The sequence below is a fragment of the Lachnoclostridium sp. genome, assembly GCF_031997925.1.
GTDB lineage: Bacteria > Bacillota > Clostridia > Lachnospirales > Lachnospiraceae > Lachnoclostridium.
This window is the reverse complement of record NZ_DAMADT010000001.1, coordinates 233,492-253,916: the sequence shown is the minus strand read 5'-3', so window position 1 is coordinate 253,916 and position 20,425 is coordinate 233,492. Positions and strand designations below refer to the sequence as shown.

Annotated in this window: 14 protein-coding genes and 1 pseudogene; 4 read left to right on the top strand and 11 right to left on the bottom strand. The window is 37.0% G+C overall.

From position 1 onward, the window contains the following. Nucleotides 1-275 precede the first annotated feature (275 nt). Together RTP52_RS01095 and RTP52_RS01090 are read right to left on the bottom strand one after the other, a co-directional pair. The gene (locus tag RTP52_RS01095; protein ID WP_312368653.1) at nucleotides 276-1,805 is read right to left on the bottom strand and encodes a type I restriction-modification system subunit M; all 1,530 of its coding nucleotides are present in this window, start codon (nucleotides 1,803-1,805) and stop codon (nucleotides 276-278) included. Further along, nucleotides 1,792-2,394: a restriction endonuclease subunit S gene (locus tag RTP52_RS01090; RefSeq protein ID WP_312368651.1), complete on the bottom strand. Its 603-nt coding sequence runs from the start codon at nucleotides 2,392-2,394 to the stop codon at nucleotides 1,792-1,794. The genes RTP52_RS01095 and RTP52_RS01090 overlap by 14 nt, the downstream gene beginning before the upstream one ends. A gap of 548 nt (nucleotides 2,395-2,942) precedes the next feature. On the opposite strand from RTP52_RS01090, the gene RTP52_RS20330 reads away from it, so the two are divergent. After that, nucleotides 2,943-3,197 carry a helix-turn-helix domain-containing protein gene (locus tag RTP52_RS20330; protein ID WP_334308327.1) on the top strand — a complete coding sequence of 85 codons (255 nt, stop codon included), beginning with the start codon at nucleotides 2,943-2,945 and terminating at the stop codon, nucleotides 3,195-3,197. A gap of 52 nt (nucleotides 3,198-3,249) precedes the next feature. Beyond that, entirely contained in the window at nucleotides 3,250-4,014 is a 765-nt protein-coding gene (locus RTP52_RS01080; RefSeq protein WP_312368650.1) for an IS3 family transposase, read from the top strand. Nucleotides 4,015-4,934: 920 nt separating this feature from the next. Here RTP52_RS01080 and RTP52_RS01075 read toward each other — a convergent pair. Then, on the bottom strand, nucleotides 4,935-5,084 hold the full coding sequence (locus tag RTP52_RS01075) for a hypothetical protein (protein WP_312368649.1): 150 nt from the start codon (nucleotides 5,082-5,084) through the stop codon (nucleotides 4,935-4,937). Between the two features lie 85 nt (nucleotides 5,085-5,169). On the opposite strand from RTP52_RS01075, the pseudogene RTP52_RS01070 reads away from it, so the two are divergent. Continuing rightward, nucleotides 5,170-5,491 (top strand): annotated as a pseudogene (locus tag RTP52_RS01070) (tyrosine-type recombinase/integrase); the annotation flags it as partial. A gap of 36 nt (nucleotides 5,492-5,527) precedes the next feature. Here RTP52_RS01070 and guaA read toward each other — a convergent pair. Then, nucleotides 5,528-7,063, bottom strand: a complete 1,536-nt coding sequence (gene guaA, locus RTP52_RS01065; protein ID WP_312102786.1) for a glutamine-hydrolyzing GMP synthase — start codon at nucleotides 7,061-7,063, stop codon at nucleotides 5,528-5,530. A 279-nt stretch (nucleotides 7,064-7,342) separates the two neighbouring features. After that, complete coding sequence (locus RTP52_RS01060; RefSeq protein WP_312368647.1) at nucleotides 7,343-7,807, bottom strand: YfbK domain-containing protein; 465 nt, start codon at nucleotides 7,805-7,807, stop codon at nucleotides 7,343-7,345. A 554-nt stretch (nucleotides 7,808-8,361) separates the two neighbouring features. On the opposite strand from RTP52_RS01060, the gene RTP52_RS01055 reads away from it, so the two are divergent. Beyond that, a complete protein-coding gene (locus RTP52_RS01055; protein ID WP_312368645.1) occupies nucleotides 8,362-9,525 on the top strand; it encodes an FprA family A-type flavoprotein in 1,164 nt (387 codons plus the stop codon). A 232-nt stretch (nucleotides 9,526-9,757) separates the two neighbouring features. Here RTP52_RS01055 and yfbR read toward each other — a convergent pair whose 3' ends face one another. The 6 genes from yfbR to secA form a co-directional block, all read right to left on the bottom strand. Then, on the bottom strand, nucleotides 9,758-10,339 hold the full coding sequence (yfbR, locus tag RTP52_RS01050; RefSeq protein WP_312102794.1) for a 5'-deoxynucleotidase: 582 nt from the start codon (nucleotides 10,337-10,339) through the stop codon (nucleotides 9,758-9,760). A gap of 41 nt (nucleotides 10,340-10,380) precedes the next feature. After that, a complete protein-coding gene (gene uvrA / locus RTP52_RS01045) occupies nucleotides 10,381-13,224 on the bottom strand; it encodes an excinuclease ABC subunit UvrA (RefSeq protein WP_312368644.1) in 2,844 nt (947 codons plus the stop codon). Nucleotides 13,225-13,502: 278 nt separating this feature from the next. Then, entirely contained in the window at nucleotides 13,503-15,491 is a 1,989-nt protein-coding gene (gene uvrB, locus RTP52_RS01040) for an excinuclease ABC subunit UvrB (RefSeq protein WP_312368643.1), read from the bottom strand. Nucleotides 15,492-15,752: 261 nt separating this feature from the next. After that, on the bottom strand, nucleotides 15,753-16,211 hold the full coding sequence (locus RTP52_RS01035; protein WP_312368641.1) for a chemotaxis protein CheW: 459 nt from the start codon (nucleotides 16,209-16,211) through the stop codon (nucleotides 15,753-15,755). A 48-nt stretch (nucleotides 16,212-16,259) separates the two neighbouring features. After that, a protein-coding gene (prfB, locus tag RTP52_RS01030) for a peptide chain release factor 2 (RefSeq protein ID WP_312368639.1) occupies nucleotides 16,260-17,382 on the bottom strand; the annotation gives its coding sequence in 2 pieces (ribosomal slippage) (nucleotides 16,260-17,306 and nucleotides 17,308-17,382; 1,122 coding nt in all). Nucleotides 17,383-17,532: 150 nt separating this feature from the next. Next, the gene (secA, locus tag RTP52_RS01025; protein ID WP_312368638.1) at nucleotides 17,533-20,109 is read right to left on the bottom strand and encodes a preprotein translocase subunit SecA; all 2,577 of its coding nucleotides are present in this window, start codon (nucleotides 20,107-20,109) and stop codon (nucleotides 17,533-17,535) included. Nucleotides 20,110-20,425: the final 316 nt, after the last annotated feature.

Below are 20,425 nucleotides of genomic sequence, written 5' to 3'. Positions count from 1 at the left end.
AAGTTTTCTGTCATTGTTCCACCAAGTTCAAAATTATCTGCCTTACTCTTTACCAAACTCATAATGAACATCACCTACTGCCTTTTACCTTGTATATTTTCTATGCGGAGCTTTTCATCTGTCTGCGTGGCGCTAAAAAGATCCGATGCAAGCTCAGTGCTTCCCATATGATCCAGAATCTGTCGATTTTTCTTCAAGCCTTTTCTTCCATGGATCTCTTTTGTTAATATGTTTAATGGATTCAAAGGTCTAATTACTATAATTTATAATGTCACTCATAGTCCCAACACCTTTAGGTAAGTATCCATCTGCGCCTGAACTTCTTTCAATTCCTTTTCAATATTGGCTATATTAATTCGAACATCATCAATGTCTATCATTTCCTCTTCTTCAAATGTATCTACATATCGAGGAATATTTAAATTATATTCATTTTCCTTTATCTCGTCAAAGGAAGCCACATAAGAATACTTTTCAACTGTTTCATATGCTTTATAAGCGGAGACAATTGTTTTAATATCCGAATCTCTTAAGATATTTTGATTCTTTCCTTTTTCAAAATTGCCATCACCGCTTGCATCGATAAATAATACATCTTTACGATTACGCTTTTTCTTAAATACTAAAACACAAGCGGGAATAGATGTACCATAAAACAAGTTTGCGGGTAATCCTATAACTGCATCCAACAAATTGAATTCCACAATCTGCTTTCTGATTTTTCCCTCTGATGCACCTCTAAACAATACACCATGAGGTAATACCACTGCCATTCTTCCATTATCTGAATCTAAACTGTTTAGCATATGAAGAACAAATGCATAATCTCCCTTACTTGAAGGTGGTACACCCCAGTCAAATCTATGGTAAATATCCAGATCCGCTGACATCTTTGGCTTCTTATTATCATCTGTAGCGTCAGGAAGGAATCCACTATCCCATTTATCCAAGCTAAATGGAGGATTTGCAACTACTACCTGATATTTCATCAGCTTATCATCCTCCAAATTCTGTGGGTTTGATAAAGTATCTCCCTGCCAAATCTTTGCATCATCAATTCCATGTAGGAACATATTCATGCTACAAAGAGCCCACGTTTGCATATTCTTTTCCTGACCATAAATTGCTACCTTCTTTGTATTTGCTTGATGGTATGCTTTTAATAATAAGCCACCACTTCCACAAGTTGGGTCGTAGATTCTATCATTCTCTTTTGGCTCTACTAATGTTGCAACCAGCTTAGATACTTGACTAGGTGTAAAGAACTCCCCTCCCTTCTTACCAGCATCAGAAGCAAAATTTGCAATCATATACTCATACGCATCACCAATAATGTCGTTGCTTTCTAATACAGACGGGCTTAAATCAAGTGTATGGAAGTCATCTAGTAAATTCTTCAATGTTGCATTTTTTTCTTTCTTCTCTCCAAAATCTACCTGCGAGTTAAAATCAATGGCACGAAATACATTTCTTAATTTTCCACCATTATGATCCTCAATTTTATTTAGGGCAATGTTGATTTTCTGTCCGATTTCAGAATCATTTCTGTTAGTATACAAATAGTCAAATGTAGAATCTTCATCAAGAACGAATGGTTCTCTACTCATAGCTCTCTTTACTCTTTGCTCGTCACCCGCATACTGATTTTTATATTTTTCTTTTGTTTCTGTACAAACATCACTTAAATATTTCACAAAAAGCATGGATAAAATGTAATCCTTGTATCTTGAACTATCTATTTTCCCTCTAAAACTATCACAAGCTCTCCATAATACACTTTCAATATCGCTCTTAGTTGTCTTCACGTTTTTTTCTCCTCATTTCTTTCTGTATTTTGTTTAGCGCTTCTTTATAATATATTTCTTTCTGTCCCATAAGCTGTTCTAGTAAGTATAATTCTTTCCTTGCCAAAAGATTCAACTCCGCGATCTTCTTCTGTTCTGCTATAGAAAGAACCTCTATATTCAGATTAGCATACGACATTGGCTTAATAGTCCCTATCATGGTGCTACTAATATTTTGTTGTAATTCCGCTTTTACTTTATCTGTATTCAACAACCAATATAGATACTCAGGTAGTAGTATCTTCCCATTAGATCGTATTGCCACGAAGTGGGATGGAATCACAAGTCCAGTCCATTTATCATCAATCAATATGGCAGTGTATGGTGTCGTAAGACGAACAACCAAATCTCCAGGTTGTGTTAAATACTCTGCCTTTAATCGTTCTGTTGCTAGAAAATCTTCCAGATATGTGTCATCAATATACCCTCTGGCGTTAATTGCTCTAAGATTTAATTGCCTATACTTTGCTATAGTGTCAGATGATTTTTTGGCTTGTTTTCTTGCCGTCACCAGACCAGTCTTTACTGTTGCTAATTCATCTAACCTCATTTACGTCCTCCTTCTATTTTAATAAGAGAAAAATGGAATTACTAGCATTTTCTCACGGTATTTCCTAATTCCTTGGAATCCTGAACCTTCTTACCATTACACGAAATAAATTGAAGTTCTGTCTATACGTTATATTAACATTCTTCCTATTCTTCAATACGTGAATTTCCCTATACCTTAAATTCCTCATAACAATTGGAATCTATAAACCAAGATGCTATGATAAACATGTTTGAAATGTCGTGAGCTTTTCCAGACAGTTAACGAATTAGTGACAATGAAACGTCAATTTCATAGTTTTTTGTTATGTCATTTTTGAACTGATCCAAGGCAAAAAAATAGCGGCATTATTACTAGCTTGAATGTATTATAGTACAAATTTTGGTATTTGTAAAGTTTTCTGTTATGTTTGTTTTAAACCCACTGTTTATTCCAATTTTTAGTATACACACAGATGGCGTTCCTATCTCCGATTGCTGGAGTATCCCCCGTAACCTTATACATTTCAATCGCAAGAGACTCTTTCAAACTTACTGTTTCTTTAGAATATGTATTGTATAAGAAGAAAAACATCCATTGAAGAACGCAAAGAAATCGTTAAATACTGTCTTAAACATAATCGTGACTATAAGGAATCTGCAAGCATCTATGATGTTTCATACAGTCAAATCTATTCTTGGGTGAAAAAGTACGATGCGAATGAAGAAGAAGGATTATCAGATAAACGTGGTCGTCACAAAACCGATAATGAGGTAGATGACTTAGAACGTTTGCGTCGAGAAAATCTCAGGCTCAAACGCTAGCTTGAAGAAAAGATGTGGTAGTTGAATTGTTAAAAAAAGAATTCGAAGGGATGTGAGGCTTGGAAAACTACGCTACGAACCAAAATATTTATCTATTAGATATTTTCATGAAACAAAGAAATGGAGCATCGAATGGATGTGTAAACAGCTTGAAATATCTCGAGCTGCTTATTATAAATGGTTACATCGTAAGACTCCGGAACAAGAATTAGAAAATATAAAGCTGACAGAACTTATCAAAGAATACGATGAACGCTTTAGCCATATCTTGGGCTATCGCAGAATGACTTCATGGATTAATCACTTCAATCATACCAACTATAACAAAAACAGAGTACATAGGATTATGAAGAAGCTGAGCATTCATTCAGTCATCAGAAAGAAAAAGAAGAAATATAATTTATCTACACCTGAAACAACATCTGAGAATAAGCTTAATAGAGATTTCTATGCAACAGCTCCAAATGAAAAGTGGACAACAGATGTAACCGAATTCAAAGTTCCCGGTGAGAAAAAGAAGTTGTATTTAAGTGCAATAATTGATCTATATGACAGGTATCCTGTTTCGTATGTAATCATCTGCAGGAATGATAATAATTTAGTATTTAAAACATTTGATAAAGCAATCTCTTCAAACCCCTATGCAAAACCTATTTTTCATAGTGACAGAGGCTTTCAATATACAAGTAAAGTATTCCAAAAGAAACTAAAAGTTCAGGGAGTGGAACAATCAATGTCCAGAGTTGGTCACTGTATTGATAATGGTCCTACAGAAGGCTTTTGGGGTATCATAAAAACAGAGATGTACCAAATGTAAGAAATCATGGATGAAGCATCATTGAAATATGCAATAAACGATTATATAAGGTTTTATAGGGAAGAGCGTCTTCAAGATAGATACATTGCAAAACACCGTTGGAAGTAAGAAATGGAGCGCTATCTTCCGAGTGGCCGAAGAAATATCCTATTCCTGAAAACAAACGAATTGAGAAATATAAAGAGAAATGGTGTGCATAGAAAAACGATCACACAAACATGTGTGACCGTTTTTCAGCACTTCATTTTAGATATTTACCCTGTCTACTTGACAGAAGCTTGACATAGAGCCTATCTTTTCGAATAAAAATTGTATCCTCAATATAGTCTCCTTTATAACTATACTATAATAAGATTTTCTCCATGAATGCGGGAATTTTTCTCCTTCAACTTTCACGCTTTGATTAAGATGTACTTTTTGGCTTCATCTTTACTAAAATAGATCCTATCGTTATGCCATATCCCACACTTTTCAGAGCCTTTAATATCCAAGGCTCCCAATTAAGATTTGTATCAAATGAGAGAAATACAATCAGTAAAGCGGATAGGAACGAAATAATAATGAAAAAATTAGTTATTTTCCTACCTTTTAAACTCTTTAGGCACAGGATGGATGCTGTAATTGATCCTGTGTATACCCCAATTGCAGTTGTGTTATCAGCATTTATAAAACCTAACCAGATATTAAATATTAAACAGATAGACACAATAAGTAAAAATATGTATAAAATCTTTACACACTTAGAAGTATAATTCATATGCTTCTACCTCAAATCGTATTTATATTTTTATCCTTATAACATTACCTACCATAATAATCCATATTTCAAAATATGTCAACATAAAAAGACACCTACTATATATTGGCGAATGTCTTATCCACCATTGACTATGCGGAAATTCCACAGTGATATGGATACTTTAAACATCTAGATCCAGACCATAAACTTCTTTGTACCTATCCGCATCCAAAGTCTTTATACCGTTTTCCTCTTTATAAAGAATTCCTTGCTCCATAAACTTCTTAACAGCTTCTTGCATATCTTTAATTTTGATCTCGGTAATTTCCATCTAACTCCTCGCACTTAAATTATTGTATTTCCATATTATTGCATGATCTGAGGTAATTCAATAAAAAAGCACCCTACCTTCGACCTACACTAGCAAGCTATATGACCTTAAGCCGAGAGACCGAATATTCTATTTTACAAAGTATTTTCTTCACCATGAAATGGAGTTGCAAGAAATCCGGGGTAAAAAGAATTAGACTTCACGACCTTAGGTATAGTCATGCATCACTATTAATAGAACTTGGCTTCACTCCACTAATCATAGCAGAACGTCTAGGTCACGAGAAAATAGGAACTACATTGAACACCTACTCGCATCTATACCCTAATAAGCAAAATCAGGTTGTAGATGCTCTTCAAAAATTACAATCAGAGCCAAGAGCCACAAAGAAAAATAAAACCCTGTAAGTCCACTATTTAAAAGATTTACAGGGTTATTGCTATCTATTCAAACTCAATCGTTGCCGGTGGTTTCCCCGTACAATCATAAAGTACTCTATTAACACCCTTAACTTCATTCACAATACGACTTGAAACCTTGCCAAGTAAATCCCAAGGAAGTTCAGCAAACTCTGCGGTCATGAAGTCAGTTGTTGTAACTGCACGAAGTGCAATTGCGTAATCGTAAGTTCTCTCATCACCCATACATCCAACTGACTGCATGTTAGTTAATGCTGCGAAGTATTGTCCGATGGTGCGGTCAAGACCTGCATTGGCAATCTCCTCACGGTAGATAGCGTCTGCTTCTTGAACAAGCTTAATTCTCTCAGGAGTAACTTCACCGATGATACGGATACCAAGTCCTGGACCTGGGAATGGTTGACGGAATACTAATTTTTCTGGAATTCCAAGCTCTAAACCAGCCTTACGAACCTCATCTTTGAAGAGAAGGCGAAGTGGCTCTACAATTTCCTTGAAATCAACGTGCTCTGGAAGACCACCTACGTTATGGTGGGACTTAATCACTGCGGATTTACCAAGACCTGATTCAATAACGTCTGGGTAAATGGTTCCCTGTGCTAAGAAATCAACGGTTCCGATTTTCTTTGCTTCCTCTTCGAATACACGGATGAATTCCTCACCGATAATCTTACGTTTTGTTTCTGGATCTGTAACTCCAGCTAGTCTATCATAGAATCTCTGTTGTGCATTTACACGTACAAAGTTTACATCAAACTGAGTTGTAAAGATCTGCTCAACTTCGTCACCTTCGTTCTTACGAAGTAAACCGTGGTCTACGAAGATACAAGTTAACTGCTTTCCAACTGCCTTTGAAATCATAACTGCTGCAACGGAGGAGTCTACACCACCGGATAAAGCACAAAGTACTTTCTTATCACCGATTTTCTCACGTAACGCCTGAATGGATTCCTCTGTAAAGGATGCCATCTTCCAGTCACCGTTGCACTCACATACTTCATATAAGAAGTTACGAAGCATCTTAGTACCTTCCTGGGTATGAAGTACTTCTGGGTGGAACTGAACTGCATAGAGCTTCTTATCTACCATCTCAACTGCTGCCACTGGACAGGATTCCGAACTTGAAATAACCGCAAATCCTTCTGCTGGAGCCTTGATATGGTCTGTATGGCTCATCCAACAGATTGTATTTTCAGCAACGTCTTTGAATAATTTCGAAGTGGTATTCACCTTAATCTCAGTTTTACCATATTCTCTTACCTCAGCACTCGTTACTGTTCCTCCAAGAAGATGTGTCATTAACTGGGCACCGTAGCAGATACCAAGCACTGGAATCCCTAACTCAAATATACCCTTATCACAATGTGGAGCACCTTCCGCATACACGCTTGCTGGTCCGCCGGTAAAAATAATACCCTTTGGATTTATTTCTTTTATCTTTTCCAAACTGGTGTTATAAGGCATAACTTCACAGTAAACATTACATTCTCTGACACGTCTTGCAATCAGCTGATTGTACTGTCCACCAAAATCAAGTACAACTACCATTTCCTTATTCACAATTGCTTCCTCCTAATATACTTTCTCTATCAAAATTGACCTAATTATAGAAACATCTGAAATTCACACTCCAATTTCTAACCATTATTTGTTACTCTCTTATGTTTCCATAAACCTTCAAAATCTATGTCACTCATTTTACAACATTTTTTGCAAATGTTCTAGTATAAAAATATTTTTCCACAGAATCTATAATTTTCATACCAAAAGTACACAGCACTTCGACAAAATTTTGATAGTAACAGCATCTTAGAAGTTTAACGAAGACGAATCGACCTTCTAATAGATATCTTTTGCCATCTTTACCAATTGATAAAACTCCGCACGGTATTCATCCTGTTTATAATTAGTCCCTTCTAATTGGGATAAAACTTTATAAAATGTTGCGTCTCCTTTATATTCGCTATCTTTTAATAACAACCCAAACTCTGCTACCGCAGAAGCAAATGCCAAGTTATCTGTCCGGGTGTCTGCCAATTGATTAATTCCCACTGGTTCTGATATAAGAATTGATTTATCTTTACCAGGCTTTTTGTAGCGAATATTAACAGTTAGTAATTCATCCACCATATTCGTCTGTTCATTGATCTGATATTTTAGTTCAGTCTCAGGAATCTCCATCTTAGAATCCTCTAACACAAGTTCATATAATACGGTTACCGAATGCCCTGCACCTACTTCACCAGCATCCTTGGTATCATCGATGAAATCCTCTGTTGCAAGTATTCGATTGTTCCATTTCAAAACATCCGCAGGGTATTTTACACGTAGTTTAATAAGGATAGCTTCGTTTTGTTGGGAAATTCAGGGTTTAGTCCTGCCAATAGAAGTTATCAACGTAATTATTTATTTTTTCATATTGTCGATATTTCTTAGTGGAATTTCCATTAACATTAAATCGCTTAAAAACTTTCCATTTGCATTAACACTTAGCTATAATGTCAAGCGAATAAGTATTCCTTTTAATTTCCATAGGGGTGACATAACGTTATTCTTATATGTAATCGCATCTGTTTATCCTTCTTTTACCGTATAATTTTTATTGTATTTATGTAAAATAGATGAGAGTATAAAAAATTATGATACGAACTCAGTAATTTTTGTTAAAAAAAGCACAATAATCGAAAGAATCCGTAGTATTTAGCTATGTTTCACTATTTACTTTTAAAGCAGATATGTTACAATTTAAACAGACTATGAGGTTTTGCGCTGTTGTTAAAATTACATACTTGTCAGCGCCATCATTACCATATTTATAAAGACGTAATGTCATCATATATTTTGTTAGGAGGCTACTTATGAATAAAGTTGAACTGAAACCAGGTATCTATGCTGTTGGAGCAATTGATTGGAATGTTCGTTCCTTCCATGGCTACACCACCAATCGTGGAGCTACCTACAATGCATATTTAATTATTGACGAGAAGATCACTTTAATTGATTCTGTTAAAGTTGGCTTTACAGAAGAATTATTAAATCGTATCCGTGAAATCGTTGATCCTGCTAAGATTGACTATGTGGTTTCTAATCACGTGGAGATGGATCACTCTGGTGCTCTTCCAGGCGTTATGGAAGTCGCTAAAAATGCAACCCTTGTTACCTCAGCTCCAAATGGTTTGAAAGGATTAATGGCACACTATGGCAAGGATTATAACTATTTTCCTGTCAAGAGTGGTGATACTCTTTCTCTTGGTAAACGTACTCTATCCTTCCTAGGAACACCAATGCTTCACTGGCCAGATAATATGGTAACTTATTGTCCAGAAGAGAAGATTCTGTTCTCCAATGATGCATTCGGTCAGCATTATGCAACGAATAAGCGTTTTGACGACGAAGTAGATTTAGACAAAGCAATGCAAGAAGCTTTGAAATACTACGCAAATATTATTCAACCATACCAGTTACCAATGAAGAAAACTCTTCCATTAATTGAAGCTTTAGATATAGATATGATTGCATCCAGTCATGGTGTTATCTGGAGAAGCCACGTAAAAGACATTATTGAGAAATATAGAGAGTGGTCAAGCGCTGAAAATGAGGAAAAAGCATTGGTTATTTACGACTCTATGTGGCATTCCACAGAGAAGATGGCTTTCTCTATTGTAGAAGGACTTTCTCGTAAAGGACTTACTACACATCTTTATGACCTAAAAGAGACTCATATTTCGGATATTATGTCCGAGGTATTAAAGGCTGATTATATTGTTGTTGGTTCTCCAACCCTTAACCACTGCATGCTCCCAACGGTTGCTTCCTTCCTTTGCTACTTAGATGGCTTAACATTAAAGAATAAGAAAGCATTTGCCTTCGGTTCTTATGGTTGGGGAGGACAAAGTGTACCAGCGGTACATGAAAAGTTAGCATCCTTCGGTTATGAGATGGTATTAGATCCTATTAAGATTAACTACATCCCTACACCAGAACAGTTACGTGAAATTGAAGATAAGGTAGCTGCATTATAATAACTTATTGCAGCTTCTATGAAACAAATACAAGAAAAGTACATCGCGAACTATTCCTTTACTCAAAGAAAATGCATGCTTCACGAATCTTTTCTTTGAGTAAGAATAGATACGTATCGGGAACTTTTCTATAACAAAAAGGACACTATTAGATTTTACGCTATAAAGCATTAAAATCTGATATTGTCCTTTTATTTATAACAAGTGAATTGGCTTGCCAATTCATCTTGTTTTATTTCAATTCATCCAAACTCTTAGCATAGGAAGGCAGATATTCTTTCATGAAGAACTCAACTTCCGGTAACTCCAACTTCTTCAAAGCCTCTTCGATACTAACCTTAGCTTTCACAAATTCTGTATTACCTGTCTTTTCTTCCTCCATACACTTAATCAGCGCAGATAATTTATCTGCTCCTTTTACAAGTTTCCAAAGATAACTTTCCTCTTCTTCCGGGAAAAAGATACTATGATACTCTTCTCTTATATCTTCTGGTAACATTCCAAGAAGTTGATTTGCAGCATTTTCCTCAATCTTTTGAAATGCTCCCAAGATATCACGATTATAATACTTGATTGGTGTCGGCATATCTCCTGTGATTATCTCGGTTGCATCGTGATACAATCCTATTAAAGCAGCTTTTTCTGCATTTAACTCTTTATGAAATCTTTTCTTCCCGATCACAGCAAGTGCATGAGCCAGCATACTAACCTCAAGCGAATGTTCACTAATATTTTCAGAAATTGCATTTCTCATCAATGCCCATCGTTCAATATACTTCATTCTTGACATCATTGCATAAAAATGATACTCCATAACTGCATTCCCCTTTTTTGGCCTTTATCTTTTTCTTAAACTTACTCACTTACCTCTTCCAGATATTTTTTAAGATAATAACCCGTGTAAGATTCTTTCACTTTCGCAATCTCTTCTGGAGTACCCTTTGCAATTACAGTACCACCCTTATCTCCACCTTCTGGTCCAATATCAATAATATAGTCCGCTGTCTTAATCACTTCGAGATTATGCTCTATGACTACGACCGTATTCCCGCCTTCCGAGAGTCTTTGTAAGATTTCCACCAACTTGTGAACATCTGCAAAATGAAGACCTGTTGTTGGCTCATCTAGGATATAGATTGTCTTTCCAGTACTACGCTTGCTTAACTCTGTAGCCAACTTAATACGCTGTGCTTCACCACCAGAAAGGGAAGTCGAAGGATGACCAAGCTTTAGGTAAGAAAGTCCAACATCATTAAGGGTTTCAATCTTTCTCTTAATAGAAGGTACATTTTCAAAGAACTTCACAGCTTCTTCTATCGTCATATCAAGAATATCATAAATATTCTTACCTTTATATCGAACCTCTAATGTCTCACGATTATAACGCTTTCCACTACATACTTCACAAGGAACATAGATATCTGGAAGGAAGTTCATCTCTATCTTAATGATACCATCACCGCTACAAGCCTCACAACGTCCGCCTTTTACGTTAAAACTAAATCGTCCCTTACTATATCCCTTCATCTTTGCATCTGGTGTTGCTGCAAATAAATCACGGATCTGATCAAATACGCCAGTATAAGTAGCAGGGTTTGATCTAGGAGTACGTCCAATTGGTGACTGGTCAATGTTTATGACTTTATCAAGCTTATCAATACCAATCATATCGTCATGTTTTCCAGGAATACAACGAGCTCGATTTAAATCTCTTGCTAAACGCTTATATAAAATCTGTGTTACCAAGGAACTCTTACCTGAACCCGAAACCCCTGTAACGCAGGTCATCACACCTAGAGGTATATCTACATTGACATTACGAAGATTATTCTCTTTTGCTCCTTTAATCGTTAAGAAGCCGGTTGGCTCTTTTCTTATCTTTGGTACTGGAATCTTAATTCTTCCACTTAAGTAAGCGCCGGTAATCGAGTTAGGGTTATTCATGATTTCCTGTGCAGTACCTACTGCGACTACCTCACCGCCATGCTCCCCTGCACCAGGACCGATATCAACAATACAATCTGCTGCAAACATCGTATCTTCATCATGCTCAACAACAATCAGTGTATTTCCAAGGTCTTTCAGATGCTTTAGAGTCTTTAAAAGTTTATCGTTATCTCTTTGATGTAAACCGATACTTGGCTCGTCCAAAATATAGGCAACACCAACTAATCCTGAACCTATCTGAGTAGCCAGACGAATTCTCTGTGCTTCTCCACCGGATAATGTTCCGGTTGCTCTGGCAAGTGTTAAATAATCAAGACCTACATCCATTAAAAATCCAATTCTAGCACGAATTTCTTTTAATACCAGCTCACCGATTTTTAATTGCATTGAAGTTAAAGTAAGTTGATTCATGAATTCATGAAGTTCACGAATGGAAATTTCAGTTACCTCTGCAATATTCCTCTCACCAACGGTAACAGCAAGAGCCTCTCGTTTCAGTCTCTTACCTTTACATGCCTTACATGGAGTAGTATTCATAAATGTCTCGTATTCCGTACGCTGTGTCTCTGAACCAGTTTCACGATATCTACGCTCCATATTTCGAATTAACCCTTCGAATGCCACATCATAAATACCAACACCACGTTGTCCTTGATAGTGAACCTTTACAGTCTTACCATCTGTTCCATGCATAATAACATATTTAATTTTATCTGGGTAGTCATTATAAGGAGTGCTTAGGCTAAAATTATACTCTTTTGACAACGCTTCCATCGTAGCTCTTGTATAACTTCCTTTGTCCGTTACGGAAGCCCATCCCATTGCAGCAATCGCACCCTCATCAATACTTAGTGAAGTATCCGGAATCAGTAATTCTTCTGCAAATTCCATCTTAATACCAATACCATGACACTCTGGACATGCTCCAAAAGGATTATTAAAGGAAAAGGTTCTTGGCTCCATCTCTTCCATACTGATACCACAGTCTGGACAAGAAAAGCTTTGAGAGAATGTTAATTGTTCTCCTCCAATGACATCCACAATAAGAAGCCCATCACTTAATTTAAGCACACTCTCTACCGAATCGGTAAGTCGCTTTTCAATACCAGCCTTTACAACGATACGGTCTACCATTATTTCAATATTATGTTTTTTATTCTTTTCAAGTTTAATCTCTTCGGTTAGTTCATATAGATTTCCATCTACCATGACACGCACATAGCCGCTCTTCTTTGCCTGCTCAAATATCTTTGTATGCTCACCTTTTCTTCCACGTACTACGGGAGAAAGAAGCTGTAACTTCGTACCTTCTGGTAATCTCATAATCTCATCTACCATCTGGTCAACGGTTTGTTTCTTAATTTCCTTTCCGCAGACAGGACAATGCGGAATACCGATTCTTGCATAAAGCAAACGGAAATAATCATAAATTTCCGTTACTGTTCCAACCGTAGATCTAGGATTACGATTCGTTGATTTTTGATCAATGGAGATAGCAGGAGATAATCCTTCGATACTTTCCACATTCGGTTTCTCCATCTGACCAAGGAACTGTCTTGCATAAGACGATAACGATTCCATATATCGTCTTTGCCCCTCTGCATAAATGGTGTCAAATGCGAGAGAGGATTTACCTGAACCGCTAAGTCCCGTAAGAACAACAAATTCATCTCTTGGAATATCAACACTGATTCCTTTCAGATTATGTTCTTTGGCACCGCGGATTTTGATAAAGTGTTTATTATCAGCCATCGTTTAACCTCTATTCCTGCGCATGATAATGCGCATAATTCAGGTTTGTGCCTGTTAATTAAGACAAGCACAAACCTTATCTTTTATTCATTCATGTAATTACCAAGCAATTATTACATTTTATAATGAACCCTAAGCGACTTCAAGTCGTTTTTTCTATCTTAAAATTTTCTTTTTACCTTAAGCAACTTCAAGTCATAAAAAGACTTAAAGGGCAGAATTATATTTATCTTTTAATTTAACTGCCATACCAATTTATTACTTCGAAAGCATACTCCCTAATCTAACTCATTAATTTGCTTCTTTAATTCTAACAATTTATCACGAATCTCAGCTGCAAGCTCGAAATTCAATTCTGCTGCTGCTGTATGCATTTCTTTTGTTAACTTCTTCGCTACAGCCTCTAATTCTTTGCGGCTCATCGATTCGTAATCTTTCACATTCATATCATACATTTCCTTGCTTACTTTCTTGGAAATGCTGATAAGCTCACGTACTTTTTTCTTTATTGTCTGTGGTGTAATACCATGTTTCTCATTGTATTCGTCCTGAATCTTACGACGACGTTCTGTCTCTCTTAATGCCTTATCCATTGAATCAGTGATTCTGTCTGCATACATAATAACCCGACCTTCTGCATTACGGGCAGCACGTCCAATCGTCTGAATTAATGATGTTTCGGAACGCAAGAATCCTTCTTTATCCGCATCAAGAATCGCAACTAAACTAATCTCTGGGATATCAAGACCCTCACGCAATAAGTTAATTCCAACCAATACATCAAATACATCCAAACGCATATCACGAATAATTTCAGAACGTTCTAACGTATCAATATCAGAGTGCAGATACTTAATACGAATACCTAACTCTCTCATATAATCCGTTAGATCTTCTGCCATTCTCTTAGTCAGCGTAGTGATCATGACCTTATTCTTCTTTGCAGTTTCCTTTTTCACTTCAGAAACCAAATCATCAATTTGCCCATGTACCGGTCGAACCTCAACCACAGGATCAAGAAGACCTGTTGGACGAATGATCTGCTCTGTACGAAGTAGCTCATGCTCTTTCTCATATACATTTGGTGTAGCAGAAACGAAAAGCATCTGATTAATTTTACTTTCAAATTCAGTAAAGTTTAATGGTCGGTTATTCTTTGCAGAAGGAAGACGGAAACCATAATCAACTAAGGTAGTCTTTCTTGACTGGTCACCTGCATACATTCCACGTACCTGAGGTATTGTTATATGGGACTCATCAACAATAATCAGAAAATCATCTGGAAAATAGTCAATTAAAGTATGAGGTGTGCTCTCTGGCGTTAAACCAGCAAGATGCATCGAATAGTTTTCTACTCCAGAACAAAAACCAGTTTCCCGAAGCATCTCAATGTCAAAATGGGTACGCTCTGAAATTCTCTGTGCCTCTAATAGCTTGTCCTCACTCTTAAAGTAACGAATTCGCTCCTCTAACTCTACTTCAATATTAACAATCGCGCTCTCAAGGTTTTCTTTGGATACAACATAATGAGATGCTGGAAAGATAACCATATGCTCTAACGAACTCTTAATCTCGCCAGTTAAAGTATCAATCTCCGTAATACGTTCTACTTCATCTCCAAAAAACTCGACACGATAAGCCAGGTCAGAACCTGTAATCGGGAATATCTCAACAACATCACCTCGAACGCGGAAGGTACCACGCTTAAAGTCCATATCGTTCCTTGTATATTGAATCTCAACAAGACGACGTAGCACATCATCACGGTCCCTTATCATACCAGGACGAAGGGAAAGGGTCATGTTCTGATAGTCAACCGGGCTACCAAGTCCATAGATACAAGACACGGATGCCACTATAATAACATCTCGCCTTTCTGTCAGTGCTGCAGTCGCCGAGTGACGCAGTTTATCAATTTCATCATTAATAGCAGAATCTTTTTCTATATAAGTATCCGATGATGGCACATAAGCCTCCGGTTGATAGTAATCATAATAAGATACAAAGTATTCTACCGCATTCTCCGGAAAGAATTCTTTAAACTCACCATACAACTGTGCTGCTAATGTCTTATTATGTGCAATGATTAACGTAGGACGATTCAACCTTTGTATGACATTCGCCATGGTAAAGGTCTTACCAGAACCAGTAACACCTAGTAAGGTTTCAAATTGGTTACCCTCTTCAAACCCCTTCACCAAGGCCTCTACCGCCTCAGGCTGATCTCCAGTCGGTGCAAATTCCGACACTAATTTAAAATGATCCATGCTTGCCTCTCCTGTCTAACTCTGTCCATACTAATTATTAGTCATTATATCATAACCATATTTTAGTTGCAATATTTTTCGAATGTCTGTTCGAAACTTCCACATAACTAAATTTATTCCAAATAGAGCAAAGATAAAGTGACTTCGCTACACCGCAATTAAAAAAATCGATTTCTCAAGTGATATAACACCTGCAAAAACCGATTTTTTTATAGTTAAATTTCACTGTATCCTATTACAATACTACACGAAAAGAGGTTCCTATTGTTCCTCTAATAAACGTACAATTGACTCGTGCTCTTCGTCATCAAGAATGCCATCATGATCCAATAGAACAATCATCTTACCATTTTTATTCGCTACTAGTTTTGCATACTTTGTTTTCTTACTCTTGATAATGATAGGAACTTCATTCAAATCTTTGGAGCTAAATTCGACAATACCATCCACGGCGTCTACTTTGAACCCAACGGTCATACCATTTGTTTTGGTAACAATCAATTGAGAGGCTGTAGACTCCACTTCAGGCAATCCAAATTTCGCACGGAGGCTGTATACTGGGATAACTTCTCCTCTCAGATTCAAAATGCCGAGGATATAGTCTGGAGCATTAGGAACTGGAACGACCCCATGATATGTTTCAATTGCATTTACAATTAAAATATCGAATCCGTACTCTTCCCCTCCTAGTTTAAACACTACTTGTTTTGTTGCTTCCATACTAACCCTCCATTCCTGCGCTTTCGCGCATTTAAATTATCGTATATTTTAGGATTCCTCATCACTTGAAGAATGAATCCACTTAAGGTACGCATTAATAAATGGATCTATGTTTCCATCCAGTACACCAAGTGCATTGGATACATCGGTATTCGTCCGATGATCTTTCACCATAGTATATGGCTGAAGTACATAGGATCTTATTTGGTTACCAAAATTGATATCCCTAATCTCACCACGGATTCCAGACTCTTTTGCTGCGTTCTCTTCCTTCTTCTTTAGATAAAGTTTTGCCTTTAACATCTGCATCGCCTTATCCTTATTTTGAAACTGGGAACGTTCATTTTGACATTGTACTACAATTCCGGTTGGAAGGTGAGTAATACGAATCGCAGAGGATGTTTTGTTAACGTGCTGGCCACCTGCACCAGAAGAACGATACGTATCGATACGTAAATCTTCTTCATCGATTTCAATGTCAATATCCTCTTCAATATCAGGCATAACATCACAGGAAACAAAAGAGGTTTGTCTCTTTCCGGCTGCGTTAAACGGAGAAATTCGAACAAGGCGGTGTACTCCTCGTTCTGATTTTAGGTGTCCATATGCATTCATTCCGTTAATCTGAAGTGTAACTGATTTATAACCAGCTTCTTCGCCATCAAGAAAGTCCAAAAGTTCTGTAGTATATCCTTTCTTATCCGCCCAGCGCTGGTACATACGATACAACATACTTGCCCAATCACAGCTTTCTGTTCCGCCCGCACCGGCATGCAGCGTAAGTATGGCATTATCCTTGTCATATTCATCGGATAAAAGGGTATTTAATCTTAGTTCCTCAAGATCATCGATAAACTGCTCCAGTTCCTGCTCAATCTCGGGAATCAGATCCGGGTCTTCTTCTTCATATCCCATCTCAAGTAAAGTTAAGATGTCATCATATTGTTGCTTTAAGCCATTGTACTCTGAAACAATATCTTTCAGATTCTTTAACTCTTTCATATAGGCTTGTGACTTTTCTGTGGAGTCCCAAAAATTTGGTTCCTCCATGATACCTTCGATTTCTTCAATCCTCAGCTTCTTATTAGCGAGGTCAAAGTGAATCCCCCACTTCGATTAGAGGCTTTTCGTATTGACTCAGTGTGTACTTAAATTGATCCAATTCTACCATCTAACCACCTCATTTCTTTTTTATTTTCAGAGTGACTTTATCACTCTAGAAAAGCGGATATAACATCCGCTCTCCTAGTTCATTACAAGAAAAAGTTCGTAAAGTGTCCTTTTTCTTGTTCCATATCATAAACTTTTCCAATGGTGAGAATTAGATTCTACCAACTCCGCCACAGCAATGCTTATATTTCTTACCACTTCCACATGGACATGGATCATTTGGCTGAACTTTCTTGGTCGCTCTCTTTACAGGGCCCTTAGCAACAGAGTCGTCACGGTTAGTACCAGTAACCTTAGCAACCTCTTCACGTTCTACCTTCTGCTCAATACGAACATGCATTAATGCTTTCACGGTATCTTCCGTAATTGCATTAATCATAGTATCAAACATTTCAAATCCGCTAAACTTATATTCTGTCTTAGGATCTCTCTGACCATATGCCTGTAAACCAATACCTTGGCGTAATTGATCCATATCATCGATATGATCCATCCACTTACGGTCAATAACACGAAGAAGTACAACTCGTTCCACTTCTCTTAAATGTTCTTTCTCTGGGAACTCTGCTTCCTTCTCTTCGTATAACTTAACTGCTTTTTCCTTTAACATATGAATTAATTCATTTCTCTTCATATGTCTTAATTCATTATCTTTTAACTCCACAGGCTCCATTGGGATAATTGGAAGTAACATCTGATTTAACTCTGCTAAATCCCATTCTTCTGGAAGCTGGTCGTCGCTAATGTTAGCATTTACGCAGGATTCTACGTTATCTGTAATCATCTTAAAGATAACATCTCTCATACTTTCGCCGTTTAATACTTTACGTCTTTCTGCATAGATAATCTCACGTTGCTCATTATTTACTTTATCGTACTCTAGAAGATTCTTACGAATACCAAAGTTATTATCCTCTATCTTCTTCTGTGCCTTCTCAATAGCACCACTTAACATCTTATGCTCAATCTGCTCACCTTCTGGTAAACCAAGTGACTTAAAGATTGTATTTAAACGTTCTGATCCAAACAGACGCATTAAATCATCTTCCAAAGAGATGTAGAAACAAGATTCACCTGGGTCACCCTGACGACCGGAACGTCCACGTAACTGGTTATCAATACGTCTGGATTCATGGCGCTCTGTACCGATAATCTTAAGACCACCTAGTTCTTTTACACCTTCACCAAGCTTGATATCAGTACCACGACCAGCCATGTTAGTTGCGATTGTTACAGCACCCTTTTGACCTGCATCTGCGATAATTTCAGCTTCTAGTTCATGGAACTTCGCATTCAATACCTTATGAGGGATATTCTTTCTCTTTAATAATTCACTGATTTCTTCGGATGCATCGATTGTAATTGTACCAACAAGCACCGGCTGTCCTACCTTATGGGCTTCTACGATTGCATTTACAACTGCATTCAATTTTTCTCTCTTGGTACGATAAACAGCATCGTCTTTATCTATACGGGCAACAGAACGATTGGTTGGTACTTCTACAACGTCCATGCCATAGATTTCACGGAATTCGTTTTCTTCCGTTAACGCAGTACCGGTCATACCGCATTTTTTCTTGTATTTATTAAAGAAGTTCTGGAATGTAATTGTAGCAAGAGTCTTACTTTCTCTCTTTACCTTTACATGTTCCTTCGCTTCGATTGCTTGATGTAAACCGTCAGAATATCTTCTACCAGGCATAATACGTCCAGTAAAGTCATCTACGATTAATACTTCGTCATCCTTAACAACATAATCCTTATCGATTGCCATTAAGTAATGAGCACGCAATGCTAAGATAATATTATGCTGAATTTCAAGATTTTCAGGATCTGCAAGGTTTTCTATCTTAAAGAAGCGCTCAACCTTTTCCACGCCCTCTTCGGTAAGGTTAACAGTCTTCTCTTTCTCATTTACAACAAAATCACCAGTTTCTTGGTCATCTTCTTTCATGATGATATCCATCTTAGAAAGTTCTTTCGCTGTACCTTTGGTTAACTGACGAGCTAAGATATCACATGCTTCATAAAGTCTAGTTGATTTTCCACTTTGGCCCGAAATAATAAGAGGAGTTCTAGCCTCATCGATTAATACAGAGTCAACCTCATCGATGATAGCAAAATGCAAATCTCTCATAACAAGCTGCTCTTTATAAATAACCATGTTATCTCTTAAGTAATCAAAACCTAATTCATTATTCGTAGCATAAGTAATATCGCAATTATATGCTATTCTTCTTTCGTCATTATCCATGCTGTTTAAGATACAACCAACACTTAAACCAAGGAAACGATGAACTTCACCCATCCACTCAGCATCACGCTTTGCAAGATAGTCATTTACGGTTACGATGTGCACGCCTTCTCCTTCAAGTGCGTTAAGGTATGCTGGGAATGTAGACGTAAGTGTCTTACCTTCACCAGTTCTCATCTCAGAGATTCTTCCCTGATGAAGAATGATACCACCTAATAGCTGAACATAATAAGCTCTATTACCAAGAGTTCTCTTACCAGCTTCTCGAACTACTGCGTAAGCTTCCACTAAGATATCGTCTAATGTTTCACCATTTTTTAAACGATTCTTAAACTCTATTGTTTTACCTCTTAATTCATCATCTGAAAGTTTCATTATATCCGGTTCTAATGCCTCAATCTTATCTGCAAGAGGTCGGATAAGTTTTATCTCTCGTTCGCTATGTGTTCCAAATATTTTCTTTATTAATCCCATTTACATTTTCACTCCTAACATTTCATTGTAAAGCCCCATGCATTTTGCTATGGCAAAATGTTAAAGCAGGTAAGCATGTGGACTCTACAACTTGATGAGTAACTTGCTTTGTGCCTACCATCGCTTTTAAACCCTATAGGTTCTATTGTATCATTTACACCTCTACTATTCAACAATAAATTACTTGGTTCGTGTGTATTGTTCTTCCAATGTAACAAGGCTGTCACTAAGCGTTCCAAAGGTTCCCCTTTGTCTTACTTAACAACAGCCTTGTACATTTGTATAATATTGTATTAGCTAATCCTATCTAATACAC

Coding starts and splice junctions, on each gene's coding strand:
- RTP52_RS01090 (WP_312368651.1), bottom strand. CDS start 2,394: ATGAGGTTAGATGAATTAGCAACAGTAAAGACTGGTCTGGTGACGGCA.
- RTP52_RS20330 (WP_334308327.1), top strand. CDS start 2,943: ATGTATTGTATAAGAAGAAAAACATCCATTGAAGAACGCAAAGAAATC.
- RTP52_RS01075 (WP_312368649.1), bottom strand. CDS start 5,084: ATGGAAATTACCGAGATCAAAATTAAAGATATGCAAGAAGCTGTTAAG.
- RTP52_RS01055 (WP_312368645.1), top strand. CDS start 8,362: ATGAATAAAGTTGAACTGAAACCAGGTATCTATGCTGTTGGAGCAATT.
- yfbR (WP_312102794.1), bottom strand. CDS start 10,339: ATGGAGTATCATTTTTATGCAATGATGTCAAGAATGAAGTATATTGAA.
- uvrA (WP_312368644.1), bottom strand. CDS start 13,224: ATGGCTGATAATAAACACTTTATCAAAATCCGCGGTGCCAAAGAACAT.
- uvrB (WP_312368643.1), bottom strand. CDS start 15,491: ATGGATCATTTTAAATTAGTGTCGGAATTTGCACCGACTGGAGATCAG.
- RTP52_RS01035 (WP_312368641.1), bottom strand. CDS start 16,211: ATGGAAGCAACAAAACAAGTAGTGTTTAAACTAGGAGGGGAAGAGTAC.
- secA (WP_312368638.1), bottom strand. CDS start 20,109: ATGGGATTAATAAAGAAAATATTTGGAACACATAGCGAACGAGAGATA.